33 protein-coding genes, 1 tRNA gene, 1 pseudogene and 1 riboswitch are annotated in these 25,587 nt (G+C 63.1%); of the genes and pseudogenes, 24 read left to right on the top strand and 11 right to left on the bottom strand.

Annotated features, from left to right (window positions below; translation table 11 throughout):
- Positions 1–207 precede the first annotated feature (207 nt).
- Positions 208–411 (top strand): YbhB/YbcL family Raf kinase inhibitor-like protein, encoded by a 204-nt coding sequence (locus ACE3TQ_RS24370; protein WP_374585889.1) that lies wholly within the window; start codon positions 208–210, stop codon positions 409–411.
- A 94-nt stretch (positions 412–505) separates the two neighbouring features.
- Positions 506–724: a hypothetical protein gene (locus ACE3TQ_RS24365; protein ID WP_374585887.1), complete on the top strand. Its 219-nt coding sequence runs from the start codon at positions 506–508 to the stop codon at positions 722–724.
- A gap of 206 nt (positions 725–930) precedes the next feature.
- On the opposite strand, the gene ACE3TQ_RS24360 is transcribed toward ACE3TQ_RS24365, so the two are convergent.
- On the bottom strand, positions 931–2,127 hold the full coding sequence (locus ACE3TQ_RS24360) for an IS256 family transposase (protein WP_374585885.1): 1,197 nt from the start codon (positions 2,125–2,127) through the stop codon (positions 931–933).
- Positions 2,128–2,250: 123 nt separating this feature from the next.
- On the opposite strand from ACE3TQ_RS24360, the gene ACE3TQ_RS24355 reads away from it, so the two are divergent.
- The 3 genes from ACE3TQ_RS24355 to ACE3TQ_RS24345 are packed head-to-tail and all read left to right on the top strand — an operon-like array spanning position 2,251 to position 4,097.
- Positions 2,251–3,087 carry a hypothetical protein gene (locus ACE3TQ_RS24355; RefSeq protein WP_374585883.1) on the top strand — a complete coding sequence of 279 codons (837 nt, stop codon included), beginning with the start codon at positions 2,251–2,253 and terminating at the stop codon, positions 3,085–3,087.
- A gap of 15 nt (positions 3,088–3,102) precedes the next feature.
- Positions 3,103–3,606: a YegJ family protein gene (locus ACE3TQ_RS24350; protein ID WP_374585881.1), complete on the top strand. Its 504-nt coding sequence runs from the start codon at positions 3,103–3,105 to the stop codon at positions 3,604–3,606.
- Positions 3,603–4,097: a hypothetical protein gene (locus ACE3TQ_RS24345; protein ID WP_374585879.1), complete on the top strand. Its 495-nt coding sequence runs from the start codon at positions 3,603–3,605 to the stop codon at positions 4,095–4,097. The genes ACE3TQ_RS24350 and ACE3TQ_RS24345 overlap by 4 nt, the downstream gene beginning before the upstream one ends.
- Positions 4,098–4,105: 8 nt before the next feature.
- Here ACE3TQ_RS24345 and ACE3TQ_RS24340 read toward each other — a convergent pair whose 3' ends face one another.
- Genes ACE3TQ_RS24340 through ACE3TQ_RS24320 form a run of 5 tightly spaced genes read right to left on the bottom strand, consistent with a single transcriptional unit; the run spans position 4,106 to position 9,124 of the window.
- The gene (locus ACE3TQ_RS24340; RefSeq protein WP_374585877.1) at positions 4,106–4,501 is read right to left on the bottom strand and encodes an OsmC family protein; all 396 of its coding nucleotides are present in this window, start codon (positions 4,499–4,501) and stop codon (positions 4,106–4,108) included.
- A 30-nt stretch (positions 4,502–4,531) separates the two neighbouring features.
- On the bottom strand, positions 4,532–6,496 hold the full coding sequence (locus ACE3TQ_RS24335; RefSeq protein WP_374585876.1) for an LTA synthase family protein: 1,965 nt from the start codon (positions 6,494–6,496) through the stop codon (positions 4,532–4,534).
- On the bottom strand, positions 6,493–7,305 hold the full coding sequence (locus tag ACE3TQ_RS24330; protein WP_374585873.1) for a hypothetical protein: 813 nt from the start codon (positions 7,303–7,305) through the stop codon (positions 6,493–6,495). The genes ACE3TQ_RS24335 and ACE3TQ_RS24330 overlap by 4 nt, the downstream gene beginning before the upstream one ends.
- Positions 7,299–7,922 (bottom strand): hypothetical protein, encoded by a 624-nt coding sequence (locus tag ACE3TQ_RS24325; RefSeq protein ID WP_374585871.1) that lies wholly within the window; start codon positions 7,920–7,922, stop codon positions 7,299–7,301. The genes ACE3TQ_RS24330 and ACE3TQ_RS24325 overlap by 7 nt, the downstream gene beginning before the upstream one ends.
- Positions 7,922–9,124, bottom strand: a complete 1,203-nt coding sequence (locus ACE3TQ_RS24320) for an exo-alpha-sialidase (RefSeq protein ID WP_374585869.1) — start codon at positions 9,122–9,124, stop codon at positions 7,922–7,924. Before ACE3TQ_RS24320 ends, ACE3TQ_RS24325 begins: the two co-directional genes overlap by 1 nt.
- 206 nt (positions 9,125–9,330) lie before the next feature.
- On the opposite strand from ACE3TQ_RS24320, the gene ACE3TQ_RS24315 reads away from it, so the two are divergent.
- The 5 genes from ACE3TQ_RS24315 to ACE3TQ_RS24295 all read left to right on the top strand — a co-directional run bounded on the left by ACE3TQ_RS24315 (position 9,331) and on the right by ACE3TQ_RS24295 (position 13,224).
- Positions 9,331–9,561, top strand: coding sequence for a hypothetical protein (locus tag ACE3TQ_RS24315; RefSeq protein WP_374585867.1), 231 nt, complete (start codon positions 9,331–9,333; stop codon positions 9,559–9,561).
- A 42-nt stretch (positions 9,562–9,603) separates the two neighbouring features.
- Positions 9,604–10,071, top strand: a complete 468-nt coding sequence (locus ACE3TQ_RS24310) for a YciI family protein (RefSeq protein WP_374585865.1) — start codon at positions 9,604–9,606, stop codon at positions 10,069–10,071.
- Positions 10,068–10,388, top strand: a complete 321-nt coding sequence (locus ACE3TQ_RS24305) for an MmcQ/YjbR family DNA-binding protein (protein WP_374585863.1) — start codon at positions 10,068–10,070, stop codon at positions 10,386–10,388. The genes ACE3TQ_RS24310 and ACE3TQ_RS24305 overlap by 4 nt, the downstream gene beginning before the upstream one ends.
- Position 10,389: 1 nt before the next feature.
- Positions 10,390–11,757 (top strand): serine hydrolase, encoded by a 1,368-nt coding sequence (locus ACE3TQ_RS24300; protein ID WP_374585861.1) that lies wholly within the window; start codon positions 10,390–10,392, stop codon positions 11,755–11,757.
- Positions 11,758–11,862: 105 nt separating this feature from the next.
- Complete coding sequence (locus ACE3TQ_RS24295) at positions 11,863–13,224, top strand: serine hydrolase (protein WP_374585859.1); 1,362 nt, start codon at positions 11,863–11,865, stop codon at positions 13,222–13,224.
- Between the two features lie 103 nt (positions 13,225–13,327).
- On the opposite strand, the gene ACE3TQ_RS24290 is transcribed toward ACE3TQ_RS24295, so the two are convergent.
- The 3 genes from ACE3TQ_RS24290 to ACE3TQ_RS24280 all read right to left on the bottom strand — a co-directional run bounded on the left by ACE3TQ_RS24290 (position 13,328) and on the right by ACE3TQ_RS24280 (position 15,825).
- The gene (locus ACE3TQ_RS24290) at positions 13,328–13,741 is read right to left on the bottom strand and encodes a hypothetical protein (protein WP_374585857.1); all 414 of its coding nucleotides are present in this window, start codon (positions 13,739–13,741) and stop codon (positions 13,328–13,330) included.
- A gap of 108 nt (positions 13,742–13,849) precedes the next feature.
- A complete protein-coding gene (locus ACE3TQ_RS24285; protein ID WP_374585855.1) occupies positions 13,850–14,260 on the bottom strand; it encodes a hypothetical protein in 411 nt (136 codons plus the stop codon).
- A 137-nt stretch (positions 14,261–14,397) separates the two neighbouring features.
- On the bottom strand, positions 14,398–15,825 hold the full coding sequence (locus ACE3TQ_RS24280; protein ID WP_374585853.1) for a PQQ-dependent sugar dehydrogenase: 1,428 nt from the start codon (positions 15,823–15,825) through the stop codon (positions 14,398–14,400).
- 145 nt (positions 15,826–15,970) lie between these two features.
- Between ACE3TQ_RS24280 and ACE3TQ_RS24275 the strand changes: the two genes are divergently transcribed.
- From ACE3TQ_RS24275 to ACE3TQ_RS24255, 5 genes are all read left to right on the top strand, one after another.
- Positions 15,971–16,153, top strand: coding sequence for a hypothetical protein (locus ACE3TQ_RS24275; RefSeq protein WP_374585851.1), 183 nt, complete (start codon positions 15,971–15,973; stop codon positions 16,151–16,153).
- Between the two features lie 28 nt (positions 16,154–16,181).
- Entirely contained in the window at positions 16,182–16,946 is a 765-nt protein-coding gene (locus ACE3TQ_RS24270; RefSeq protein WP_374585849.1) for a GIN domain-containing protein, read from the top strand.
- 42 nt (positions 16,947–16,988) lie between these two features.
- Positions 16,989–17,606 carry a tetratricopeptide repeat protein gene (locus ACE3TQ_RS24265; RefSeq protein WP_374585847.1) on the top strand — a complete coding sequence of 206 codons (618 nt, stop codon included), beginning with the start codon at positions 16,989–16,991 and terminating at the stop codon, positions 17,604–17,606.
- 23 nt (positions 17,607–17,629) lie between these two features.
- Positions 17,630–17,804, top strand: a riboswitch (yybP-ykoY riboswitch).
- Positions 17,805–17,809: 5 nt separating this feature from the next.
- Positions 17,810–18,388, top strand: coding sequence for a TMEM165/GDT1 family protein (locus ACE3TQ_RS24260; RefSeq protein ID WP_374585845.1), 579 nt, complete (start codon positions 17,810–17,812; stop codon positions 18,386–18,388).
- A 39-nt stretch (positions 18,389–18,427) separates the two neighbouring features.
- Entirely contained in the window at positions 18,428–19,408 is a 981-nt protein-coding gene (locus ACE3TQ_RS24255) for an NAD(P)H-quinone oxidoreductase (protein WP_374585891.1), read from the top strand.
- Here the strand turns inward: ACE3TQ_RS24255 and ACE3TQ_RS24250 are convergent.
- Positions 19,405–19,812 carry a hypothetical protein gene (locus ACE3TQ_RS24250; protein WP_374585843.1) on the bottom strand — a complete coding sequence of 136 codons (408 nt, stop codon included), beginning with the start codon at positions 19,810–19,812 and terminating at the stop codon, positions 19,405–19,407. The two genes, ACE3TQ_RS24255 and ACE3TQ_RS24250, sit on opposite strands and share 4 nt — an antisense overlap.
- Positions 19,809–20,213, bottom strand: coding sequence for a hypothetical protein (locus tag ACE3TQ_RS24245; protein WP_374585841.1), 405 nt, complete (start codon positions 20,211–20,213; stop codon positions 19,809–19,811). Before ACE3TQ_RS24245 ends, ACE3TQ_RS24250 begins: the two co-directional genes overlap by 4 nt.
- Positions 20,214–20,287: 74 nt before the next feature.
- Between ACE3TQ_RS24245 and tpiA the strand changes: the two genes are divergently transcribed.
- The 9 genes and pseudogenes from tpiA to ACE3TQ_RS24200 form a co-directional block, all read left to right on the top strand.
- Positions 20,288–21,034: a triose-phosphate isomerase gene (gene tpiA / locus ACE3TQ_RS24240; RefSeq protein WP_374585839.1), complete on the top strand. Its 747-nt coding sequence runs from the start codon at positions 20,288–20,290 to the stop codon at positions 21,032–21,034.
- A 32-nt stretch (positions 21,035–21,066) separates the two neighbouring features.
- Positions 21,067–21,528: a preprotein translocase subunit SecG gene (secG, locus tag ACE3TQ_RS24235; protein ID WP_374585837.1), complete on the top strand. Its 462-nt coding sequence runs from the start codon at positions 21,067–21,069 to the stop codon at positions 21,526–21,528.
- A 96-nt stretch (positions 21,529–21,624) separates the two neighbouring features.
- Positions 21,625–21,709 (top strand) — tRNA-Leu (locus ACE3TQ_RS24230).
- 142 nt (positions 21,710–21,851) lie between these two features.
- Positions 21,852–22,211, top strand: a complete 360-nt coding sequence (locus ACE3TQ_RS24225) for an NADH-quinone oxidoreductase subunit A (protein WP_161025933.1) — start codon at positions 21,852–21,854, stop codon at positions 22,209–22,211.
- A 3-nt stretch (positions 22,212–22,214) separates the two neighbouring features.
- Positions 22,215–22,691, top strand: a complete 477-nt coding sequence (locus ACE3TQ_RS24220) for an NADH-quinone oxidoreductase subunit B family protein (RefSeq protein ID WP_028104278.1) — start codon at positions 22,215–22,217, stop codon at positions 22,689–22,691.
- A 6-nt stretch (positions 22,692–22,697) separates the two neighbouring features.
- The gene (locus ACE3TQ_RS24215; protein ID WP_374585835.1) at positions 22,698–23,288 is read left to right on the top strand and encodes an NADH-quinone oxidoreductase subunit C; all 591 of its coding nucleotides are present in this window, start codon (positions 22,698–22,700) and stop codon (positions 23,286–23,288) included.
- Between the two features lie 3 nt (positions 23,289–23,291).
- Entirely contained in the window at positions 23,292–24,545 is a 1,254-nt protein-coding gene (locus tag ACE3TQ_RS24210) for an NADH-quinone oxidoreductase subunit D (RefSeq protein WP_374585833.1), read from the top strand.
- Positions 24,546–24,554: 9 nt separating this feature from the next.
- Positions 24,555–25,034, top strand: coding sequence for an NADH-quinone oxidoreductase subunit NuoE (gene nuoE, locus ACE3TQ_RS24205; protein ID WP_342117603.1), 480 nt, complete (start codon positions 24,555–24,557; stop codon positions 25,032–25,034).
- Positions 25,031–25,587, top strand: a pseudogene (locus ACE3TQ_RS24200) (NADH-quinone oxidoreductase subunit F); the annotation flags it as partial. The gene nuoE and the pseudogene ACE3TQ_RS24200, both read left to right, overlap by 4 nt.

Below are 25,587 nucleotides of genomic sequence, written 5' to 3'. Positions count from 1 at the left end.
GCTGAGACATTTAGATTAGCGGCCTAAGTTGAGCAGGAACCGCTGGGTCATTACACCTACGCGATCATTGTTGAGGCGTGGCTTACGCGCGACGCGCGAGGTTGAGAATCCTCCCTATGGTCGAGCTCCTGCAAGATTTTTCGGTGAGTTGGCTAAAGCTTGGAACGGCTTTAACGGGCAAAAGGAATGGGGTGCGATCGAAGGTGAATGCAATTTCCGCATGGTGTGAGAGGCTTTGGCGGGGCTTGTCCGCCGCCGAAGCATGGTGTGCATCGCTATCAGTTCACGGTGCATGCACTGTCGCGGGAACTGGATATTCCGGAAAATGCTTCTGCTGCGCTGGGGGGCTATCTAGTGAAGGCGAATTCGCTCGGCTCCAGCACCATTGAGGCGCTCTACAAGCGCGACTGACGGGCGGCTTGCGGTTGCCATGGCGGCGCGGTTGCGGCAAACTCCGGCCCTGCCTGGCACTTGTTGCCTGTTTCTTGTCACTGGATGAAATCAAATGAGTATGAACGAAGGCCGTAAGCAGCTTGTGCTCCTCTCTGTGGGTGTTATTGGTGTGCTGATTCCTGCTTTGAGTATCGCTGCCAGCCTGGGTTTGTTGGGCGATGGGCTAAAGGTTGAGGCGAGCTGGGGGCATTACCTGCTCTTCGCCGTCATGCTGCTCACTGGCGCCCGGCTTGTGTGGCTGGGGCTATCGCAGCACAAGGGCAGGGAATGAGTTGGCGCGTTCGTGGATATTGGATAGATTTTTTCCTCCCGTGGCACGTTATGATGCGCGCGCTTTTACTACGTGTGCGTGCAGATGAAACTTGCTTTACTGAGTGCCTTATTACTTCCCGCGTTGGCCAGCGCGGGGACATTTTCGACGATGGTGTCCCCAGAAGTGGTGTATGAGATGTGATTCTCAAGGGGCTGGGTCCCCGGTCAGTTGATCACGGCGGAGAGCCGTGCGGACTGATTGTCGCTCAAGCTTTGCAATCCTTCAAGCTGCATGTAGCGTCGCTGCAGTGACCACTCGTCGTTCTGCTCCAGCATCATAGCTCCCACCAGGCGCACGATGGCGCGGTCATTGGGGAAAATGCCGATCACGTTGGTACGCCGCTTAATTTCGGCATTTAGGCGTTCCAGGGGATTAGTGCTATGAATCTGCGTTCGATGTGCACGCGGGAAGCTCATGAAGGTTAAAACCTCGCTTTCTGCTTCGTCCATCATGGAGGCAAGCTTCGGGAACTTGGCGCGCAGTTGATCGGCGACGGTGCGCCACTGGCTTGCGGCTGCCTCCGCGGTCTCCTGCACGAAGATCGTGTTGATCATCGCCAGCACCGCCTGGCGCTGCCCTTTGCCGGTATGGGCCAAGGCATTGCGAATGAAGTGGACGCGGCACCGCTGCCAACTCGTCTTCAAAACCTTACTGGCGGCCGCCTTAAGCCCTTCGTGAGCATCCGAAATGACTAGCTTCACGCCGCGCAGCCCGCGACGGGTCAAACTACGCAGGAAATTGGTCCAGAAAGTTTCGGCCTCGGAGGCGCCTGTGGCAACACCAAGGATCTCGCGCACACCATCGGTGTTGACCGCAACGGCGATTATCACGGCCACGGAAACGACGCGCCCACCCTCGCGGGATTTGACGTAAGTGGCATCGATCCAGAGGTACGGCCAGTCGCCCTCGATGGGACGATTCAAGAAAGCGTGAACGCGCTCGTCGATTTCCTCGCACAACCGTGAAACCTGGCTCTTTGACACGCCGCTCATGCCCATAGCCTTCACCAGCTCATCGACCGAGCGGGTAGAAATACCTTGGATGTAGGCCTCTTGAATCACGGCCGTCAACGCCTTCTCGGCGGTGCGGCGCGGCTCCAGGAATCCGGGGTAGTAGGTCCCACTGCGCAGTTTGGGAATTTTCAGCTCGACCTTGCCGGCTCGGGTCTCGTACACCCGATCGCGGTAGCCGTTGCGGCTGTTGAGACGTTCGTCAGTGCGCTCACCGTAAGCAGCCCGACAAAGTGATTCGGCATCCATTTCCATGAGGCGCTGCAAAGCATGCTGCAGCGTCTGGCGAATGAAATCTGCGTCTGCTCCCTTTTCGGCAAGCTCAGAAAGTGCGATAGTGGCGGTGGTCATTGTGGCCTCCTAATGGTTGAGTTGAGTCTTCGCAAACCCAAATTTACCTTAAGAGTCACAATGGCCGCCCCCTTCAGGCAGCCTTCCTAAGCGCCGATTCCGGCGCAGTCTTCATACACCACTTTGTGGGACACCATCTTTTCGACTGAAACGGTACAAGCCTATCCTTTGGGCTGGCCGGCGCTGGTGGGTATGTCTGGGGATTGCGCCGAGGTCCAGGGTTCGTATATCGATCCTAACGAGCGGCGTTGGGAGTATGAGCAGTTCCCAGCTAGCCAGCTGGGCGAGAAATCAGGTTCCAGATACGATGGGATCTGGGTGGCCCTGGGTTTGCCGGTCCAGCAGGTGCAGCCGGATGTCAGGCATGCATTGCCGCGTACCTTTGCGCTGGCCCTGGATGCTGACCAGGGTATGTCGGTCAAGTATTTGATCGGCGGGCAGGTTGTCGCTTCTCGCTCGTTCGCCAACGACGAATGGTCGTGCGGGCCCGACGGCCTGACCCTTATCGTGCATTACCGCCAGGGGCCGGGGATGGATAAGATTCCTTACCATGGCGAATCCGTGCGCCGGGCCACGCTCTATCGTGTGAACGAGCATCTCTACCTTAAGTCGGAAAGCCGCTCCAAGTCCTGGCTGCTTTACGTCGTGCCGCAGTCGTATCACAAAGTGGAGTGGTTGCGTTTTGTCGGCGAGCGCGCGCGTCCTACGGGGGCGTTGGCTGCTGGGGATGTCTTGCGGGTGAACACTGCCAAGCAGGTGTTCTTTGAGAAGTACCTGCCTGGAGCGGGGAGCAAAGCCTTTGCGCAGGCGCCTGACGGTAGTTGGGGCTGGGCTATCAATCGTACCTCGCCGCGCGTTGCGGCGGAGGATGCGATCGCGGCTTGCAGCAAGTACGTTAAGCCGAACAATAAGCCATGCACGGTCGTGCATTTGGATGATTGGTGGACCGTTGCGCAGTGACTTTTCTGGGGGAGCATGCAGCGAGTTCTTGTGGCGGTAACGTTGTTTGCGGCGCTGGGTGCAAATGCGTCCTCGCTCGTTGAGAAAATGAGAGACGACAAGCTGATCGCCATGCGAAACGAAGAGCTGGCAATGAAGCGAGCATTTGAAAAGGGGCGTGCGACGTTGGATGCCTTCCTCAGCAAAGCATCGTCGAAGGCGCCGGGTACGTCCGGTTATGCGCTCAAGGTCGCGATCAGTGAAGGTGCGAACACGGAGTATTTCTGGGTGGACGATTTCAAGTGGTCAGGGGACCAGTTCACCGGCACGTTGGCAAATGAGCCGCAAATGGTGAAGAAGTTCAGGCTTGGGCAGCGCATCAAGTTTGGGCGGGAGTTGATTGTCGACTGGACTTACAGGGATAACCCGCAACGACGGACTTTCGGAAACTTCACGGCTTGTGCGCTTTTAACCAGGGAAACCCCGGAAGATGCGCGAAGGTTCAAAGCGCAATTAGGTCTTGAGTGCGAGGAGAAATGATGGGGCGGTTGATTGGTATGCTTTTACTGGCGGGTGTTTGCGTGGCGCCAGCGATGGCGCAGTTGCCGGACAGGCCCAACTTCTACCAGAGCGATATGGTCATGAAGAATGCTTGCTCGAAGGCGGAGTTGGGCCGCTTGCAGAAGGAGGTTGTGGCTGCTGCGGGAGGCAATGCGGCGCACGAGGCCTGGACCCTGGCGGCCAAAATGCTCTGCGGGCAGTCGGCGGAGGCGCGCAAGTATGTCCTCGAGCGCACGGCCAACCCGTTCAAGGTGCGCGCTGGCGGGGACGAGGAGGGCGCTGCGGTACGCAAGGCGAAGGCGTCTTCGCTGAAACTGGTCCAGATGGAGGCGTGGGATACTTCCGTCGTGTCAACCGGAAACGGGGTAAGCGTCATGTATAGCAGCGGCGATGTTTGCGTTGCCAGCTTTGAGATGGCAGAAGTTAAGGGCAAGTGGAAGATCGTCGCAACCGGCGAGGCTTGCGACTGACCCGGCCCCTATTCGAAACGCACTACGGCTCCGCTGCGCAGGGTGCTTTGCACTTCGGCCACGGCGTCGGTCTGCCGCAGCAATGCGGCGATCACGTCGTCCGGAGCGGATGAGGTGATGCGGGCGTAGTAGCGGATATTGGTGGCGGCCAGGCCGCGGCCGGGGAAGTCGGCGCTGGCCTCCACGTGCACGGCTTCGACCGGGATGTGCAGCCGTTCGGCTTCGCGGTAGACGTCGTTGCAGTAACAGGTGGCCAGGGCCAGCATCAGGAATTCTCCGCCATTCACGGCGGAGCCTTGGCCGGTGCTCTTTGCGGGCACCGGCAGTGTTTGCGCGACGCCGTTGGTGGCGACGTGCGCTTCGTGCGCTTGGGGCGAGCTGCGAACCGTGGCGGTGATTTTCATGGAGCGCTCCTGCGGGCAGAAGCGCCCATTTTACTTCGTCAGGCGATAGCGCTGCTCACGATACAGCAGGGACGGGGCAATCACGTGCGCCATGGCCTGCTCAACCTGGGCCTCGGTGGGCTTGGTGTCGGTCAGCTGCAGTTCGCCCTTGGCGAAGTCGTACTGGCCGATCAGCGGCGTTTGGCCGGGGCGCAGGATGGTGGCGGTATTCCCTTCCAACCAGGTGAAGTAGTTATCGAACTGCATGATGGCGCGGCCCGGGGTGGTGCTGTCCTTCACGAAGTCGCGGCCAATCATCGGGTGACTGCTGGAAATGCCGATCATCGACAGCAGGGTAGGGCCCAGGTCGATCTGGCTGGCCAGGGTGGTGATGCGCTTTGGCTGCACGTCGGCGCCGAGGATCAGGCCCGGGATGTGGAACTTCTTCACCGGCACCAGGCTGTTGCCGTAGACGCGGTTGTCGTGGTCGGCCACGATCAGGAACACGGTGTCCTTCCAGTAGTCCTGCTTCTTGGCTTCGGCGATGAATTTGCCCAGCGCGTAGTCGGCGTATTTGACGGCGTTGTTGACGGTTTGCTTGACCGGGTCGTGCAGTTCGATTTTCCCGTCGGGGAACTCGAACGGCTCGTGGTTGGAGGAGCTGAAAATCAGGCTGAAGAAGGGCTTCTTCTGCGCGTGCAGGTGCTTCAGGCGCTCCAGCGACTTGTCGAACAGGTCTTCGTCGGAGGCGCCCCAGCTGCCCACGAACTTGGGCTGCATGTCGCCGCGGTCGACCACGTTCTGGAAGCCGTTGCCGGTGAAGAAGCTGCGCATATTGTCGAAGTGCGCTTCGCCGCCGTACACGAATTCGGTGTGGTAGCCCTGTTTGCCCAGGCCCATGGCCAGGGTGTAGAAATTCTGCTGTGCCAGCGAGAGCTTGACCACGCTGCGCGCCGGGGTCGGCGCATTGCCGGCCACCACGGCTTCAATACCGCGCACGGAGCGGGTGCCGGTGGCGTACAGCTGTTCGAACCACCAGCCTTCGTTCTTCAGCTTTTCCAGCTCCGGCGTGACCGGCAGGCCGCCCAGCGATTGCACGAAGGTGGCGCCCAGGCTTTCTTCCAGCACGATCACCAGGTTGAGCGGCTTGTCGCGCGCGATGGCGGCCTGCTGCGCGTGCAGGGTGGGCAGCTCAGGGTTGTTGAACTGGTAGTCGCGCAGCCATGGGGCGGCCGTCACGGTCGGGAAGACTTTCTCGCGCGGGAATTTGCCGTAGATCTCGGAGGAGTTGGCCTCCTTGCGCATCGAGGCAATCGCGTCGATCACCGACCAGGGCGAGTTGATGATGATGGAGTTGACCATGGCGTCGCCGGTCAGGGCGAAGGTGGCCGGGTTGGCCGGGCGGTGGTCGGTGGTGGAGCGGATCTGGAAGGCCAGCAGCAGCACCAGCAGCGGCCAGGTCAGCAGCACCAGCTTGGGCGACCACATGCCGGTGCCGGCGGCGGCCGACTTCAGCATGCGGAACAGCAGCACGGACAGCAGGATGGTGCCGCTGATGCCGACAATCACGGCCAGGCGGAAGCCGTTCCACAGCGTGGCGGCGACTTCTTTCGGGTAGGACAGGTATTCGACGAACAGGCGGTTCGGGCGGAAGTCGTACTGCATGATGAACTGCGGCGTGGACAGTTCCATGAAGACGATGAACAGCAGGCCGAAACTGGCCCAGGCCACGGTAAACGTCTTCCAGGCGCGCTCGGAGTAGCGCTGCGCCAGCACTGGCGCCAGCAGCAGCGGCAACGCCAGCAGGTAGCCGAGCAGGATCAGGTCGGCGCGCACGCCTTGCACCAGGATTTCACCGACGATGCCGGTGGCGCTGACGCGTTCCCATTGCCAAGCCACCAGGCCAAGGCGCGAAACGGACAGCAGCAGCAAGCCTGCCACCAGCATCTGGAGCAGGGTCGCATAAGGGCCTGCCCATTGGGTCAGGCGTGCAAGGCGGGCGGCGACGCGGTTCACGATGCGAGGTACTTTTCAACACCGGTGCCGGCAGCCAGCAGCCAGGCGGTCAGCAGCAGGAAGGCCATCAGGCAGGTGAACAGCTTGTCCAGCAGGCGGTTTTCGGACGGGGTCTGGCACACCGGCTGCTGGCCGTAGCCGAAGCCCAGGAAGTAGGCGGCAAAAGCGGTGCTCATGTAGTGCACGGCGCCGAACAGCTCACCCAGTTCGCCTTTGCGCGGATGGTCGATCAGCACGTGCGACAGGGCCACCAGCACCAGGTAGACCAGGGCTACCGGCAGCGGCGGCAGGTAACCGCCGAATTTTTCGACGAAGGCGCGCACGGCAGGGCGGCTGCGCGCCAGCAGCGGCAGCACCACGTTGTGGGTCAGGCCGACCAGCAGGATCATCTTCAGCATGATGGTCTTGTGGATGCTGCCGCTGCTGCCGATGGCCAGGTTGTGCAGGTTGGTTTCGCCCTGGCGGTTGTTCTGTACGAAGAATTCGGACGACTGCACGTTCAGCACACGCTGGAACCAGCTGATTTCTTCCATGGCGGCGGCGGCCACCAGCAGGCCCAGGCCCAGCAGGCCGAGGGTGGCCAGATCGAGCTTGCCGCGCTTCCAGCGCTCAACGCCGGCAAAGACCAGCAGGCCGGCCGTCATGGCGAAGGTAAGGAACTGCATCCATTCGACCAGGCCGTCTTCGGTCACCAGGCGCGCCAGTTGTGCGCTCGAGCTTTTCGCACCTACCGCCAACAACAGCACAAATACGTTGATCGCGATGCCAGCCAGCAGGACTGGATGCGAATACCATTTGCGATTTACCACTGAACTACTCCTTGTTTGATTTTGATCGTTTTCATTGCCAGCGACAGCACCGCCCAGATCCACAGCAGCGGGTCGAGCAGGGCGTCCCACAGGTTACCGGTTGGCAGGCGCAGCACGGCGAACAGGGCCAGCGCGCCCAGCATGGCGAACAGGTGGGCCTGTTTCAGGCCGCGCGCGATGCCGGCCGCGCACAGCGCCATCAGGGCCAGCGCCACCAGTGGCGCGGCGCGCGGGCCGAAGCCCCAGTAATACAATCCCAGGCGGACCAGGCCCAGCGCATCCAGGTAGAGCAGGATGCCGAGCAGGGCCAGGACGGCAGCGGCGGGCAGGGGAATGCCTTCTGCCGCGCCGGCGGCGCGCCATGGGCGGGCCAGGCGTACCAGGCACAGGCCCACCAGCAGGGCGCTTGGCCACTGCAGGGCCAGGGCGATCCAGTAGGCCGGCGAATATTGGCCCGGCAGCAGCATCAGCACCATGAGGGTGGCGAGCAGCAGGGCGATGGCGCGGCGCGAACGTTGCAGTGCTACGGGCAACAGGCCGGCACATGCAGCGGCGAATACCACTGCCCATGCCAGCCTGCCGTAGGTACCTTGCAGTACCAGGTCAGGCAGGGTCATTAAGGGCTTCCTCCGAATTCGAGGTCGATCACGTGGTGGGCGATGGCTTCGCGGCGCGAGGTGTAGGTGATGTGCAGTTCGTTGCCCACCTGGTGCAGGTCGGGGTAGGAGAACTCTTCGCCGGCGCTGCCTTGCGCGATGTCGATCACGCGCGCCCAGTTGCGGCCATTGTCGGTGACCGACAGGCGCAGGATATTGCGGTCGGAACCGCCCGGCACCACGTGGTTGTGCAGCAGGGCGATGCTGCCGTTGCTAAGGCGTACGGCGCTGAGCGAGGTACTCTGGTTCGGCAGGTCGAGCGGCGGCAGGTCGTCCCAGTTCACGCCGCCATCGCTGCTGCGCGCATGCTGGACTTTCTGTTCGCTGCTGGAGTCGCGCATCCAGGCGTGCACTTCAGAGCGGGAGAACGGCACGATGGTCGGCTGCAGCACGGCCGTGCGCTGGCCGATGCGGGAAATCCAGCGCGGGTCGCCGGCCGGGTCGAAGGCCAGCATCAGCGGGTATTTGATGCCCATCTCAAAATAGGCCGGCAGCAGCCAGCCGCCGTCGGCCAGGCCGACCGGGGTGGTGCGCACCAGGGTGCTGGTATTAAACAGCGGCGACATCGGCAGCAGGCGCTTGACATTGAAACTCTTGCCCTGGTCGTGCGAGACCAGTTGCACGATGCGCGAGGCGGCCCAGCCGCCCAGGCCCGTGGCCACTACGAACAGGTCAATGCGGCCGTCGGCCGAGGCCCAGGCCACCGGGTTGCCGATGCGGCGCACGCCATAGCCCAGGGCCGTACCCAGGCTGTCGCGGCTGGCCACTTCCCATGGCTGCGACCATTTGCCATCGACCCAGTGGGCGGCGTAGACTTTGACATCGGGGCCGCTTTCGCGGCTGCCGGCCCACCAGAAGGCGGCCATGCGGCCGCCGCTCAAAGGCGTGATCGCGCTGGCATGGGCCGAAGGCGCGTTGGGCGGCTTGGGAAGCAGGGTGGCGCTGCGCGGCACGAAATTGATTTTGCCGCGCTGGGCCGGTTCGATCAGCATGGCGGCGGGCGCCTGGTGCGAGGCCGAGTGGTACCAGCGTTTGATTTCCGCACCGGCGGCAAGGGTCAGGGCGACCGCGCAGGCGACTTTCGCCAATAGGGACGCTTTACTGGAACGGGGACGCACGCTTTGCGAGCTGGCAATGGCGCTAGCGCCCAACCGAAATTCCATCCTTTTTCCCTATTGCTTTGATTTTTCGCAAGTGAATCATCACTAAGTGGAGCATCGTACAGTAAACCGATGGGCTACGGGAAGTTTCTAGTAAGTTCCGTTTAATGATGGCAACAAGCTGTTTGCATGTTGGAAACATTTTGCGTCATTAAGGCGAAATATTGACGGCGTAGCATCGGTATTCAAGCAAGCTTTCAGGAGATGCCATGTCTTTTGCCCGCTATGGCGGGGCCGTGCTGCTTACCGCCCTGGCTTCGGCCCACACCTTTGCCTACGACCCCAACCAGGCCCAGGCCGAGGCATTTGCCGCCCGGCATGTGGAGCGCTGCATGGTGCGCCAGGGTAGTCCCGAAATGTGCGCCATGCTCACCATCCAGCTGGCCTCCCACCTGCACGGCATGGCATTTGCCGACCAGGTGGCGGAAGCGTTGCGCTAACGTTACACTCTAGGCAATTCAAATAAGCGCCTGGAGGGGAGAATGAAGGGAATCGGATGCGCAGCTTTGCTGGCGGCGCTGCTGCTGGGTGGAAACGCGCAGGCGCAGGCTACGGCCACGCCAGCCTATGACGCGGAACTGGCCAAATCGCTGGGCGGCAACGACAACGGCATGCGCCGCTATGTCTTCGTGGTGCTGCGCAGCGGACCGAACAAGGTGCCGGCCGGGCCGGAACGTAGCGAAATGTTTGCCGGCCATATGGCCAATATCCAGCGCCTGGCCAACGAGCGCAAGCTGGCCTACGCCGGCCCGCTCGATGGCGTGGATGGCGCGCGCGGCATCTTCATCTTCGCGGTGGAGAGCATCGACGAGGCCAAAGCGCTGGTGGCGACCGATCCCGTCATCATCAAAGGCGAAATGGTGGCCGAGTACCACACCCATTTCGGCTCGGCCGGGCTGATGATGGTGAACCAGGTGCACGGCAAGATCAGCAAGCCGGCCGCCAAGTGAAGTTTGCCACGGTGCGGGCCTTTGCCCTGGCGCTGCCAGGCGCCAGCGAGGCGCCGCACCACCACTATGGCTCCTTCCGCGTCAACGGCAAGATCTTTGCCACCGTGCCGCCGGACCAGCAGTCCATCAACGTATTCATCCCCGAAGCGCGGCGCGAAGAAGTGCTGGCGCTGCATTCCGGCTTTGCTGAGAAACTGCTATGGGGCGGCAGGGTGGTGGGCGTGCGCCTGCAGCTGGCCGCAGCCGACGCGGCCACCGTCAAGCAGCTGGTGCGGGAAGCCTGGGCGCACAAGTCGCCCGGTGGAAAAGGGGCGTGACGTGCGCCAGCTGAGTATTGCGGTGCTGGCGCTGGCGGCGGCCCTGGCCGCGCCGGTGCGCGCCGAGGCGCCGCTGGCGCAGCGCCTGGATGCGGCGCTGGCACCCATGTTCAAGTCCGGCGCGCCGGGCGCCACCGTGATCGTGGTGAAAGACGGCGAGCCGGTGTTCCGCAAGGCGTACGGCCTGGCCGATGTTGACCGCAACACGCCGCTGCAGCCGGAGATGCAGTTGAGGATCGGCTCCATCACCAAGCAGTTTACTGCCGTCGCGATCCTGATGCTGGCGGAGCAGGACAAGCTGTCGCTGCAGGACGAGGTGACGCGTTTGCTGCCGGACTATCCGGCGCAGGGCCAGCGCATCACCATCGCCCAGCTGCTGCAGCACACGGCTGGCATTCCCAGCTACACCGGCATGCTGGGCTACGCCTTGTTCGGGGAGCGCGACCGCAGCGTGCAGCAGGTGATCGACTCCTTCAAGGACGAGGCGCTGGATTTTGCGCCGGGCGAGCGCTGGGCGTACAGCAACTCCGGCTATTTCCTGCTGGGGGCGATCATCGAGAAGGTGTCGGGCATGCCGTATGCGCAATTCCTGGCGCAGCAAATCTTCGAACCGCTGGGTATGCGGGATACCGCATATGAAGGCCACGAGCGCAGCGCCAGGCGGCGCGTGACCGGCTATCGCGAAGGCTTCCTGGGCGGCTATCGGCCGGCGCCGCACATCAGCATGACCTTGCCGTACGCAGCGGGCGCGCTGGTCTCCACGGTGGACGACCTGGCGCGCTGGGACGCGGCGATCAGCGCCGGCAAGCTGCTCACGGCTGCCAGCTGGCAGCAAGCCTTTACCCCATGCGCCTTGCCGGGCGGCGGCAAATGCACTTACGGCTACGGCTGGAGCACCGGCACCATGCGCGGCCACAGGCTGGTGGCGCACGGCGGCGACATTGCAGGCTTTAACAGCCAGGCTATCCGCCTGCCGGACGACAAGGTGTTCGTAGCCGTGCTGGGCAACGGCAACCGCACCATCCTGAACACCGAACGGGTGGCGTTTACCGCGGCGGCCATGGCGGCCGGCGATCCCTTTCCGTCGTACAGGGCGATCCCCATGGCCAAGCTGGCGCTGGCCTCTTTTGCGGGCAGCTACCGCATGGCGGACAACGGCATGCGCACCATCAGCTTCGATGGCGGCGGCCTGCGTTTTGAACGCAAGGGGCGTGCGGCAGTGGGGCTGCGGCCCTATGCGGCCGATAAGTTCTTCCTGGAGGGCGCGCTGGCCACCATCGACTTTGCGCGCGGGCCGGATGGTGCCGTCACCGGCTTCACGCTGCACGGCATCTACGGCGACGAAAGCGCGGAGCGCGTCTTCAATTGATCGGCGCCAGGCGCCATTCGCCCCCTCCGATCAACCATTCGTCGGCGCGCGCTGGAGACGGCGCCGGGGCGGCGCTAGCATGCGGCTTTTTGAGGAGGCCAGGCCGTGACGAAGATACCAGCACTGTGTGCCGCAACACTCTTTCTCCTGCAGGCGCCATTTGCGGCGGCGGAAACGCCGCTCGAGCAGCGCATCGATGCCGCCCTGGCGCCCATGTTCAAGCCGGACTGGCCGGGCGCCACGGTGATTGTGACGCGCGACGGCAAGCCGGTGTTCCGCAAAGCCTACGGCCTGGCGGACCTGCCGGCGAAGACGGCGATGCAGCCCGATATGCAGCTACGCATGGGCTCCATCTCCAAGCAGTTCACGGCGGTGGGCATCCTGCAGCTGGCGGAGCAGGGCAAACTGTCGCTGCAGGACGATGTCCGCAAGCACCTGCCGGACTTCCCGGACAAAGGCAGGGTGGTCACGCTCGAACACCTGCTGCACCATACTTCCGGCATTCCCAACTACACCGAGCTGAAGGCCATGCGCAACCTGCCCAAGGAGAACGTGGCCATCCAGCAGGTGTACGGCATGTTCAGGGATGAAGCGCTGGAATTCGCGCCGGGCGAGCAGCACAAGTACAGCAACTCCGGCTACTTCCTGCTTGGCATGGTGATCGAGAAGGTGTCGGGCATGCCGTACCACGACTATGTGGCGAAGAACATTTTCGAGCCGCTGGGCATGCGCGACACGGCGCATGAGGGCAATGAGCGCAGCGCCAAACGCCGCATCAAGGGCTACCGGCTGGCAGGCAAGGAGATCGTCCCGGTGGCAGACATCGATGTGAAGATCGCCTATGCCGCCGGCGGCCTGGTGACGACGGTGGACGATATGGCGCGCTGGGACGCCGCCGTCAGCGGCGGCAAGCTGCTCCAGGCCGCCACCTGGCGCCAGGCCTTCACTGCCTGCAGCCTGCCGCAGGGCGCGCCGTGCCATTACGGCTACGGCTGGAACATCGGCACGCTGGCGGGCCACCGCATGGTCCACCATGGCGGTTCGATCCCGGGCTTCACGGCGCAGGCGCTACGCCTGCCGGACGATAAAGTGTTCGTGGCCGTGCTCACCAACGGCAATGGCGGCGCGGTCAACACTCCGGTCATCGCCTACAAGACTGCCGCCATCGCCATCGGCCAGCCCTTCCCGGACTACAAGCCGCTTGCGCTGGCGCCGCAAGCGCTGGACGCCTTCGTCGGCACCTATGTCGGTGCCGGACAGACGCGGCGCGTCGTGCGGCGCGAAGGCGACCGGCTTACCCTGCAGCGCGATGGCCGCGACGCCGCGCCCATCATGGCGTATGGGCCGGACAGCTTCTACATGGAAGGTTCGCTGGCGCGCCTGGAGTTCCAGCGCGATGCGGAAGGGGCAGTGCGCAGCCTGCTGGTGCGCCAGCCCGGGGTGGATGAGACGGCACTGCGCCAGTAACAAAAAGAGACCGCCAGCAAAGCTGCGAGCTGGCGGCCCGGACGTGCCCGCGGCTAGCGCGTTATCCTCGATGCGTATGCCTTGGAGCTTTTCCCGCCGTAGTTCAGCGGGCTGCGAACCTGACGTGCGTTACCAGCGGCAGGCCGGCTACTTTTTGCGCCTCGTCGATGTAGTGCAGTTCGCCGCTGACCGTATCGTCAGAGGCGATCACCAGGTGCATCGCCATATTGCCATTCAGGGCCTGGAATTTGCCGTTGGTGGAGCCGATGATTTCATGCGGGGTCTGCTCGTCAACCTGGGCATACATGCGGGTTGCCTTGCGTGTGAGGTAGAGGGTCTTGCCGTTGGAAAGCTCGTATGAGCCCTTGTAGCGAGCGAAGTCGCTGGGGGACATATAACTACGCTGGATCTGGGCCTCTTTCAAGGCGGGAACCACAACTTTCTGATCGCCGCTGCTTTGTGCAAACGCCGTGAAGGCGAGCGCAAACAAGCTGCAGGCTGCCACTAGCCGCTTCATGATTGCCTCCATTTTTTGCTTGGGTGTGGCCAGGTTCTCAAAATGACCTGGCTCGTTTCAATATACTCCGCGGCGCCGCAAGAATCCAGCGCCAAATTGCCCCCGCGTTTAGCGTGCAGCGAACGCGATGTTGGTTTGAATGCGCGATGCGCCAGCCATGCGCGGCGTGAAGCTCAGTTCACCGGTCACGGTGTCTTCATCAAGCCAGACAATGTTCATGGCCAGGCTGCCGTCGGCGGCTGTGAAGCGGCCGTCGCCGTACCAGTAGATTTCCTGCCGGGGTTGCTGGCCAAGCTGCGCATACAGGCGCACAGCACCACGCGTGAGCGTGAGGGTCTGGCCATTGGACAGGGCGTAGGCGCCCTGGTATTGGTAGAAGTCTTGCGGAGAGATGAGCCGATGCTGGGTATTGGCTTTCTGCGCGGGCACCACCACCGATTGGTCTGCGCCGGTGCTGCTTTGCGCCGCTGCGGTTGCAGCGAGCAGTAGCAGCACGGCGGCAGCTAAGGAATGCTTCATACCTGCCTCCCGTTCTGGACCAAGCATGCCAGCTTAAAATTGTTGTCTGGCACTTCCAATATAGTCTCGGTCCGAGCGGGTGGCATTTCAATATTTTGATTGAAGGCGCCGCGCCGATACGGTTTGCATATGCCCGATCAGGGGCGGTAGGTAACGCGATACACCTTGTGCGCGTGGTCGTCGGAAACCAGTATCGAACCATCGGGCATGACGGCGACATCGACCGGCCGGCCGCTGACTTCTTCGTTCTGCAGGAAGCCGTCGATGAAGGCCGTGTCGCTCAGCACCTTGTTGCCGTGCAGGGTCAGCAGGCGCACCTGGTAGCCGATCTTGTTGGTGCGGTTCCAGGAGCCGTGCTCCGCCACCAGCAACTGGTTGCGGTACTGCTCGGGGAACTGGGTGCCGGTGTAGAAGGCCAGGCCGAGCGACGCCACGTGCGGGCCCAGTGCGGCCACCGGCGCGGTGTAGGCGTCGCAGTTCTTGCCCTTGCCGAACTGCGGGTCGGGCAGGGCGCCGGCATGGCAGTAAGGGAAGCCGAAATGCATGCCGGGGCGCGGCGCGATATTCAGCTCGTCCGAGGGCAGGTTGTCGCCCAGCTCATCGCGGCCGTTATCGGTGAACCACATCTCCCGCGTTTGCGGATGCCATGTGAAGCCGACGGTGTTGCGCACGCCGCGCGCGAACAGTTCCCAGTTGCTGCCGTCCGGGTTCATGCGCCAGATCTTTGCGTAGGCGTCGTCTTCCTTGTCGCAGACATTGCACGGGGCGCCGATCGGCACGTACAGCTTGCCGTCCGGGCCGGCCTTGATGTACTTCTCGCCATGCCAGGTGTCGGTCGGCAGGTCGCTCTTGATGACTTTATAGGCCGGCTTGCTGGCGTAAGTCTTTTCGATGTCGTCGAACTTGATGATGCGCGAAATCTCGCCCACATACAGCGCGCCGTTCAGCAGCGCGACGCCGATCGGCTTGTTCAGGCCCTCGGCCACGGTGACCACTTTCTCGGCCACGCCGTCCTTGTCGGCATCGACCAGGGCGTACACCTTGCCGGCCTTGCGCGAGCCGACGAACACCAGGCCGCTGTCGCTGACGGCCAGTTCGCGCGCGCTCTCGACCTTGTCGGCGTAGACGGCGATCTGGAAGCCCTTGGGCAGCTTCAGGTTGGCCAGGCTGGCGGCGGCCGGTGCGCTGGCGGCGGCGGGTGCGGCTGCGCTGGCTGGAGCGGCGCCGGCGGCCTTGCGGGCGGCGACATTGGTCGGCATCAGGTATTCGGCCAGCTGGCCGATCTGGGTGGCGTTGAGCTGCTTGTCCCAGCCCGGCATGCCTTTCTCCGGCACGCCCTTGCTGATCAGGCGCACCAGGTTGGCCCTGGTCGGCTGGCCGTGCAGCCAGGTGGCGTCGGCCAGGCTGGGGCCGGCGGCACCTTCCATCTCCTTGCCGTGGCATTGGGCGCAGTTGGCCAGGTACAGCTTGTGGGCCGCGCTGGCGCTGGCCGGCGCCGCGTGGGCGGCGGGCGCCAGCAGGGCGGCGGCGGCCAGGGTGGCCAGCAGTGACAGGTTCTTATTCATTATATTTCCCTCTGGAATGACAAAAAGGCTGGCGAATTATCCGCCTGTTCCCTGTTTTTTGCATTTCGTCGCATAGGGCGGGACGCTGGCGGGGACCGCCGATAAGATGGAAGCATCGAAAAACATCCGTCTCGGGGAGAGCAAAATGAAAATCGCTAAACACATGGAAGCCATCTTCGTCGCCACCCTTTTGGTCATCGGTGGTATTAATATGGCAACTGCCAAGGCGATCCGTCCGGCCCAGCCATTGTCGCCGGCCGATGCCGCCGCCGAAGCCACCAGCGCGATCCCCGAGCTGCCCTTTGTCCTGGTAGCTGCCAACCTGTGATAATGCGCCGATGACTGACCAAGGATACATGATGAAGAAACCATTCCAGATTGGCTTGCTGCTGACCGCGTTCTGTCTGTGCCTGGGCCTGGCCCGCGCCGACGAGACGACCACGGAATCGCGGGCCATCGATGCGCGTGTGGTGCGCGTCAAGCTTGACGGCGTGATCGACCTCAAGCTGCGCCGCGGCGACACGCCGGCCCTGAACATCACCACCGACAAGCGCTACGTCAACAAGGTGACGGCGGTGCAGACCGGCGACACGCTCTACCTCGATACCGATAGCCGCGGCGTAAAACTGAACCGCTCGGCGGTGAAGGTGGAGCTGGTGCTGCCGCAGCTGCGCGAGCTGGTGTCGGAAGGCGTGGGCACGTCGGAGGTGAGCGGCTTCAGCGGCGACAACATCGACCTGACCCTGGATGGCGCCGGCAGCATGAAGGTGGTGTGCGATTACAAGAAGCTGAAGGCCAACCTGGGCGGTGTGGGCAGCATGCATGTGTGGGTGACCGAGAACGAGAACGTCGACCTGGACCTGCAGGGCGCGGGCTACATCACGATCGGCGGCCGCAGCAAGAACCTGCGCGCGACGCTGGGCGGCCTGGGCGGCCTGAACGCGCAGCAGTTCAAGGCGGAGGACGTGAACCTGGAGCTGAGCGGCCTGGGTAACGCCACCATCAACGCATCCGTGAACGCCAACCTGAACCTGAGCGGACTCGGTTCCGTCACCGTGTACGGCAAGCCGGCCAACCGCAACGTCAGCGTGGACGGGCTGGGTAAGGTGAGCTGGAAGTAAAGAATACTTTGTAGTGCATAAAACAGAACAATCCAAAGCACCATGACAAAACTACGAGGCATATTGTTCGCGATCGGCATCGCGCTGGGACTACAGGCCAGCGCCTACGCCGGTTTCGCGGAAGGGGCCACGGCGTATAACAACAAGAACTATGCGCTGGCCTACAAGGAGATCCTGCCGCTGGCCAAGGCCGGGAATACGGATGCCGAGCATTTGCTCGGCTTGATGTATTACATGGGCCGCGGCGTGCCGCAGGACTACAAGCAGGCGCTGGCCTGGCACCGCAAGGCCGCGACCAAGGGCAAGGCGGATGCGCAGTATGTGGTCGGCGCCATGTACTACACCGGCAACGCCGTGATCCAGGACCACAAGGAGGCGGTGACCTGGTTCCGCAAGGCGGCGGAGCAGGGGCATGCGGATGCGCAGCAGGTGCTGGGGCTGATGTACCGGTACCACATCGGCGGCATGCCGCAGGATAATGTGATCGCCTATATGCTGTGGAACCTGGCGGCGGCGGGCGGCTCGGCCAACGCGGCCGAGCAGCGCGCGGCGGTAGCGCGCGGCATGACGCAGGAGCAGATCGAAGAGGGGCAGGCGCTGTCGGCGGCCTGGAAGCGGGGCACGCCGCTGCCGCGGGCGTCGCGGACGGGCGGCGGGTAAGCCCGGTTTATCCTGCTATAATCCGCCCCGTCATCGGGGAGTAGCCTCTCCTCCACCCCGGAGGAGGCCTATGTCAACACACTTGGCCCACAGGCCATGGCATACGCGGTCCCGCACTTGGCAAGACCTTTGACCACAGCGCCGCCGATTTAGGCCGGGGGCGCGTTGTGGTCATTCGTCCGTGCCCGGCCTGGAAACACATCATGGAATCCCTGTTCGTATCAACCGGCGTCGTCGCCCTGGCCGAAATCGGCGACAAGACCCAGCTGCTGGCCTTCCTGCTGGCCGCCCGCTTCAAAAAGCCGCTGCCCATCATCGCCGGCATCCTGGTCGCCACCATTTTCAACCATGGCCTGGCCGGCGCGCTGGGCGCCTGGATCACCGCCATGCTCACGCCGGAAGTGCTGCGCTGGGTGCTTGGCCTGTCCTTCCTCGGCATGGCCGCCTGGACCCTGGTGCCGGACAAGATCGAAGACGACGAAACCCATATCGCCACCCGCTTCGGCGTGTTCGGCGCAACCCTGGTGACTTTCTTCCTGGCCGAGATGGGCGACAAGACCCAGGTCGCCACCGTGGCCATGGCCGCGCATTACCCCGATCCGCTGATGGTGGTGGCCGGCACCACGCTGGGCATGCTGCTGGCCGACGTGCCGGCCGTGTTCGCGGGCGACAAGCTGGCGGCCAAAATTCCGCTCAAGCTGGTGCACGGCATCGCCGCCGCCATGTTTGCCGCGCTGGGCGTGGCGACCCTGCTTGGCATGGGCGCCCGCTTCGGCGTGTAAGCGCTACAATCGCCTCTTTCCCAAAGAGGTGAGCCCATGATGCGTGCAATCGAGATCCCGAAACCCGGCGCGGCCGACGTGCTGCGCCTGTGCCAGCGCCCGCTGCCGGTGGCAGGGCAGGGCGAGCTGCGCATCCGCGTGCATGCGGCCGGCGTCAACCGGCCGGACGTGTTCCAGCGCATGGGCAGCTATGCGCCGCCGCCCGGCGCCACCGATATCCCGGGCCTGGAAGTGGCGGGCGAGATCGTCGACGGCGACCTGGCCGCCAGCGGCTTCAAGGTGGGCGATATGGTGTGCGCGCTGGTGCAGGGCGGCGGTTATGCCGAATACGTGACGGCGCCGGTCGAGCAGTGCCTGCCGGTGCCGCGCGGCCTGTCGCCGCTGCAGGCGGCGTCGCTGCCCGAGACTTTCTTTACCGTGTGGAGCAATGTGTTCGACCGCGCGCAGCTGGGCCGGGGCGAGACTTTGCTGGTGCAGGGCGGCACTTCCGGCATCGGCGTGACGGCGATCCAGCTGGCCACGGCGCTTGGCCACCGCGTCTTCGCCACCGCCGGCAGCGACGAGAAGGCGCGCGCCTGCGAGAAGCTGGGCGCGGCGCGCGGCATCAACTACCGCACCGAGGACTTTGCGGCAGTAGTGCGTGAGCTGACCGGCGACACCGGGGTCGATGTGATCCTGGACATGGTGGGCGGCGATTACCTGCCGCGCGAAATCAGCTGCCTGGCCGATGATGGCCGCATCGCCATCATTGCCCTGCTGGGCGGCGCCAAGGGCACGCTGGACATGGGGCAGGTGCTGCGGCGCCGCCTGACCATCACCGGCTCCACGCTGCGGCCGCGCTCCGTGGCCTTCAAGGCTGCCATCGCGCGCCAGCTGCGGGAAAAGGTGTGGCCGCTGATCGAGGCCGGCGATATCAAGCCGGTGATCTACGAAAGCTTCCCGCTGGAGCAGGCGGCCAAGGCGCACGCCCTGATGGAGGGCAGCACCCACGTCGGCAAGATCATGCTGCAGGTGATTTAAGGTCCCTTCCGGCGACTGGCCAGGTGCGCCAGCGCGGCCACCAGGGCCGAGCCCCAGCAGAAGGCGTAGGCAAACAGCAGGACGGCCACGCCTAAAATGCCAACCCCGACGCCGGCGTAGCCCGTGGCATTCTTTATCAAAGCCACCACGGGGAAGGTCAGCGCCACCGGCAACGCCAGCAGGGGCAGCACTGATCGGCGCACCAGCGGCGCCCGCTCCTTGCCGCCGCGCGCCTTGCGCAGGCTGCGCCAGGTCAGGAGCGGCCAGGCCAGCAGCAGCACCGTGGGGAAAGCAAGTTCACTTTTGAGCATCCAGGCCAGAATGATGGCCAGGAGCAGGGCTTGCAGGAATCCGACAAGGCACCCCATGAGAAAGCGCAGCGAAGCGACCAGCAGCGCCTTCATAGCTGCGCCTCGCGGCCGCCGAAGGCGTAGACGATGGCGGCGCCGAGCCAGCCCAGGAACACGGTGGTGCCGCCCGCCACGCACATGATGAGGAAGCAAACGCCGCCGGCGTAGCCGGAGGGCAGCCTGACCATGCCGAACATGACCGCGCTGGCCACGGGCGGCAGCAGGAGCAGGCCGGCGATCAGGCGCAGGCGGAAGGTGTGGCGGCGGCCACGCTGGCGCCCCTGGTGGCAGAACTGGGACAGGGCGGGCCAGGCCAGGAGCAGGGTGCTGCCGGTGGCGGCCAGGAACAGGGCGCCGGAATCGCCGTCCACACCGAGCGCCACCACGCCCGCCAGCATGGCCAGCGGCAGGGTCAGGGCGAAGCCTGAAAAGATATCAAAAAGTTTATTTTTCATGGGCCCGGAGTCTAGCGTTTGACCCGGGTTTGCGGCGCACGCTACAATTACGGGTTATTAAAAATTAAGCTACTATGCGACGCAAACTCGTAATCGGTAACTGGAAAATGAACGGCAGCCGTGCCGCCAACACTACCCTGTTGGCCGGTATCAAGGCAGGCCTGGGCGATGCAAAGGCCGATACCGCGGTCTGCGTCCCGGCCCCGTATCTGGCACAATGCCAGTCTGAACTCGCAGGCAGCGCCATCGCCTGGGGTGCGCAGGATGTGTCGGCCCACGCCGCAGGTGCTTACACCGGTGAAGTCTCGGCCGCCATGCTGCTGGACTTCGGCAGCAAATTCGCCATCGTCGGTCACTCCGAACGCCGCTCCTACCATCAGGAAAGCAGTGCGCTGGTCGCGCAAAAGGCGCTGGCCGCCGTGAACGCCGGCCTGGTGCCGGTGGTCTGCGTGGGTGAAACGCTGGCCGAGCGCGAGGCGGGCAAGACCGCCGACGTGGTCGGCGCGCAACTGGACGCTGTGCTGGAAGTGCTGGGCAGCGAACAGCTGGCCCGCATCGTACTGGCCTACGAGCCGGTATGGGCGATCGGTACTGGCAAGACCGCCACCCCCGACATGGCGCAGGAAGTGCATGCACTGCTGCGCGCGCGGGTGGCACAGAAGGATGCGGCGGCAGCCGCCGGCATGCAAATCCTGTATGGTGGCAGCATGAAGCCGGAAAACGCCAAAGAACTGCTGGCGCAGCCGGACATTGACGGCGGCCTGATTGGCGGTGCGGCACTGAAGGCGGCGGACTTCCTCGCCATCATCAATGCCGCCTGAGTTGTAATTTCTTTAATTGAGAATGGAATAGCATGAACACTTTGTTCAATCTGATTATCGTAGTACAGGTCATTTCCGCGGTGGCGATCATCGGCCTGGTATTGCTGCAGCATGGTAAGGGTGCCGATATGGGCGCGGCCTTTGGTTCCGGCGCGTCCGGCAGCCTGTTCGGCGCCTCGGGCTCCTCCAACTTCCTGTCCAAGTCGACCGCGCTGGCCGCCGCCATCTTCTTCGGCGCGACCCTGGGCCTGTCGGTCCTGGCCAGCAAGGGCAATGTATCGGCTGGCGCCGGCGTGATGGATAATGCCAAGGCTCCGGCCCCGACGGTGGTGGAAGGCGCGGCGGCAATCCCGTCGGCTGCTCCGGCTCCGGCCCCTGCAACCCCGGCCCCGGCTGCGGTGGAGGCGCCGGCCGCTCCTGCTGCCGCCACTCCGGCCGCGTCGGCCCCGGCAGCCCCGGCGGCAGCGGCTCCTGCCGCGTCGCCTGCGAAGTAAAACTGGCAATTTTAAAATTTTTGCCGCTTTTCTTCTTGATTATGCGCAATGTGCATTAACAAAGGCGCGATGACAGTGTAGAATAGCGGCCTTAATGCCGACGTGGTGAAATTGGTAGACACGCTATCTTGAGGGGGTAGTGGCGCAAGCTGTACGAGTTCGAGTCTCGTCGTCGGCACCAAGCAAAAAATCAAAGAGCCAGCAGGTCGTATGAATGTGAAATTCATGGCTTAGCTGGTTTTTTTACGAGGATGTGTCGTTTGATCCTGGTCTCAGCTTTAAATGATTGGGGTCGAGCGTAAATCAACTAAAGCTTACCAATCGTGAACCTCGAAAATTACTTCCCCGTCCTTCTTTTCCTGCTCGTCGGCCTTGGCGTCGGCGTAGTCCCGCAAGTGCTGGGCCATATCCTTGGCCCGAACAAGCCCGATGCGGCTAAACTCTCCCCTTACGAGTGCGGCTTCGAAGCTTTCGAAGACGCGCGTATGAAATTCGACGTGCGTTACTACCTCGTCGCAATTTTGTTCATTCTGTTCGACCTTGAAACTGCATTCTTCTTCCCATGGGGTGTCTCCATGCGTGAACTGGGCTGGCAGGGTTACGTGACGATGATGGTGTTCATCGCCGAATTCGTGGTCGGTTTTTGGTATATCTGGAAGAAAGGTGCCCTTGATTGGGAATAAGCCATGTCTATTGAAGGCGTATTTAACGAAGGCTTCATCACCACTACCTTTGACACGGTAATCAACTGGGCGCGCACGGGTTCCATGTACCCGATGACGTTCGGTCTGGCTTGCTGTGCAGTGGAGATGATGCATGCTGGTGCGGCCCGTTACGACCTGGAGCGTTTCGGTTTCATGTTCCGTCCGTCGCCACGTCAATCCGACGTGATGATTGTGGCCGGCACCCTGTGTAACAAGATGGCGCCTGCGCTGCGCAAGGTCTACGACCAGATGCCGGATCCGCGCTGGGTGATCTCGATGGGTTCCTGCGCCAACGGCGGCGGCTACTACCACTACTCGTACTCGGTGGTGCGCGGCTGCGACCGTATCGTGCCGGTGGACGTGTACGTGCCTGGCTGCCCGCCGACCGCGGAAGCCCTGCTGTACGGCATCCTGCAGCTGCACAACAAGATCAAGAAGACCAATACGATCGCGCGCTAAGACCATATGAACACACATCTGCAAACACTGGTCGCCGCCCTTGAGCAAAAGCTGGGCGAGCGGGCCTCCGTCGTCGTCGCGCTGGGCGAGGTGACGATTACAGTCAAATCTGGGGACTACTACCAGGTAATGCAAGAGCTGCGCGACGACGCAGCTTTGCGTTTTGATACGCTGATCGACTTGTGCGGCGTCGACTACTCGACCTACGGTGAAGGCACCTGGGATGGCCTGCGCTTCGCCGCCGTGACCCACCTGCTGTCGGTCCAGAAGAACTGGCGCCTGCGCGTGCGCGTCTTCGCGCCCGACGACGAGATGCCGATCGTGGCCTCCGTGACCCCGATCTGGCGCGCCGCCAACTGGTTCGAGCGCGAAGCGTTCGACCTGTACGGCATCATCTTCGAAGGCCACAACGACCTGCGCCGCATCCTGACCGACTACGGCTTCATCGGCCACCCATTCCGCAAGGACTTCCCGGTATCGGGCTACGTGGAAATGCGCTACGACGCGGAACAGAAGCGCGTGGTGTACCAGCCTGTGACCATCGAGCCGCGCGAAAACGTGCCGCGCGTGATCCGCGAAGAAAACTACGGGAAGTAAGAAATGGCTGAAATTAAGAATTACACCCTGAACTTTGGTCCGCAGCACCCTGCGGCGCACGGCGTGCTGCGCCTGGTGCTGGAGCTGGACGGCGAGGTGATCCAGCGTGCCGACCCGCATATCGGCCTGCTGCACCGCGCCACCGAGAAGCTGGCCGAACAGAAGACCTACCTGCAATCCGTGCCGTACATGGACCGCCTGGACTACGTGTCCATGATGTCCAACGAGCACGCCTACGTGATGGCGATCGAGAAGCTGCTCGGCCTGGAAGTGCCGATCCGCGCGCAGTACATCCGCGTGATGTTCGACGAGATCACCCGCCTGCTGAACCACCTGCTGTGGCTGGGCGCGCACGCGCTGGACGTGGGCGCGATGGGCCCGTTCCTGTACGCTTTCCGCGACCGCGAAGACCTGATGGACTGCTATGAAGCGGTGTCCGGCGCGCGTATGCACGCGGCCTACTACCGTCCGGGCGGCGTGTACCGCGACCTGCCGGATTCCATGCCGCAGTACAAGGCATCGCTGATCCGCAACGCCAAGGCGCTGGCCGAGCGTAACGAGAACCGCCAGGGCTCGCTGCTCGACTTCATCGAAGACTTCACCAAGCGCTTCCCGACCTACGTCGACGAATATGAGACCCTGCTGACCGACAACCGTATCTGGAAACAGCGTACCGTCGGCATCGGCGTGGTATCGCCGGAAGACGCGATGGCCATGGGCTTCACCGGCGCCATGCTGCGCGGCTCGGGCATCGCCTGGGACGTGCGCAAGAAGCAGCCGTACGAGGTGTACGACAAGATGGACTTTGACATCCCTGTGGGCACCAACGGCGACTCCTACGACCGCTACCTGGTGCGCGTGGAAGAAATGCGCCAGTCGAACAAGATCATCAAGCAATGCGTGGCCTGGCTGAAAGCCAACCCGGGTCCTGTCATGACCAGCAACCGCAAGGTGGCGCCGCCGTCGCGCCTGGACATGAAGACCAATATGGAATCGCTGATCCACCACTTCAAGCTGTTCACCGAAGGCTTCCACGTACCGGAAGGCGAGGCATACAGCGCGGTGGAGCACCCGAAGGGCGAATTCGGTATCTACCTGATCTCCGATGGCGCCAACAAGCCATACCGTATGAAGATCCGCGCACCGGGCTTCGCCCACCTGCAGGGTCTGGACGAAATGTCGCGCGGCCACATGATCGCCGACGCCGTGACCATCATCGGTACCCAGGACATCGTTTTCGGTGAAATCGACCGCTAAGGGCTAGAAATGCTGTTATCCCAAGAATGCTATAAAAAAATCGACCGCGAGTTGGCCAAGTATCCGGCCGACCAGCGCCAGTCGGCCGTGATGGCCGCGCTGGCCCACGCCCAGGTGGAACTGGGCTGGGTTTCGCCAGAAGTGATGAAGGAACTGGCCGACTACATCCGCATGCCGGCCATCGCCGTGCAGGAAGTGGCCACCTTCTACAACATGTACAACCTGAAGCCGGTCGGCAAGCACAAGATCACCGTGTGCACCAACCTGCCATGCGCACTGTCCGGCGGCGTGAAAGCGGCCGAGCACCTGAAGGCCAAGTTCGGCATCGACTTCCGCGGCACCACCGAAGACGGTGAGTTCACGCTGATGGAAGGCGAGTGCATGGGCGCCTGCGGCGACGCGCCGGTCATCCTGGTCAACAACCACCGCATGTGCTCCCACATGAGCAACGACAAACTGGACGCCCTCGTGGAGGAACTGAAGAAATGACCTGCCTGCACGACCGTCACATCAACCCGCTGATCCTGAAAGACCTGAACGGCGACAACTGGCACCTGGCCGACTACGTGAAGCGTGGCGGCTATTCGGCGCTGCGCAAGATCCTGGAAGAGAAGATCCCGCAGGAGCAGATCATCGCCGACCTGAAGACCTCCGGCCTGCGCGGCCGCGGCGGCGCCGGTTTCCCGACCGGCCTGAAATGGTCCTTCATGCCGCGCCAGTTCCCTGGCCAGAAGTACCTCGTCTGCAACACCGACGAAGGCGAACCGGGCACCTTCAAGGACCGCGACATCATCCGCTACAACCCGCACGCACTGATCGAAGGCATGGCCATCGGCGCGTACGCGATGGGCATCACCGTGGGCTACAACTACATCCACGGCGAGATCTTCCAGGACTACCTGCGCTTTGAAGAAGCGCTGGAAGAGGCGCGCGCCGCCGGCTTCCTGGGCGACAAGATCATGGGTTCGGACTTCAGCTTCCAGCTGCACGCGCACCACGGTTACGGCGCCTACATCTGCGGCGAAGAAACCGCGCTGCTGGA

This window comes from Pseudoduganella sp. (assembly GCF_041914865.1).
GTDB lineage: Bacteria > Pseudomonadota > Gammaproteobacteria > Burkholderiales > Burkholderiaceae_D > Rugamonas.
The sequence above is the reverse complement of the archived record's forward strand: the minus strand, read 5'-3'. Positions and strand labels throughout refer to the sequence as shown.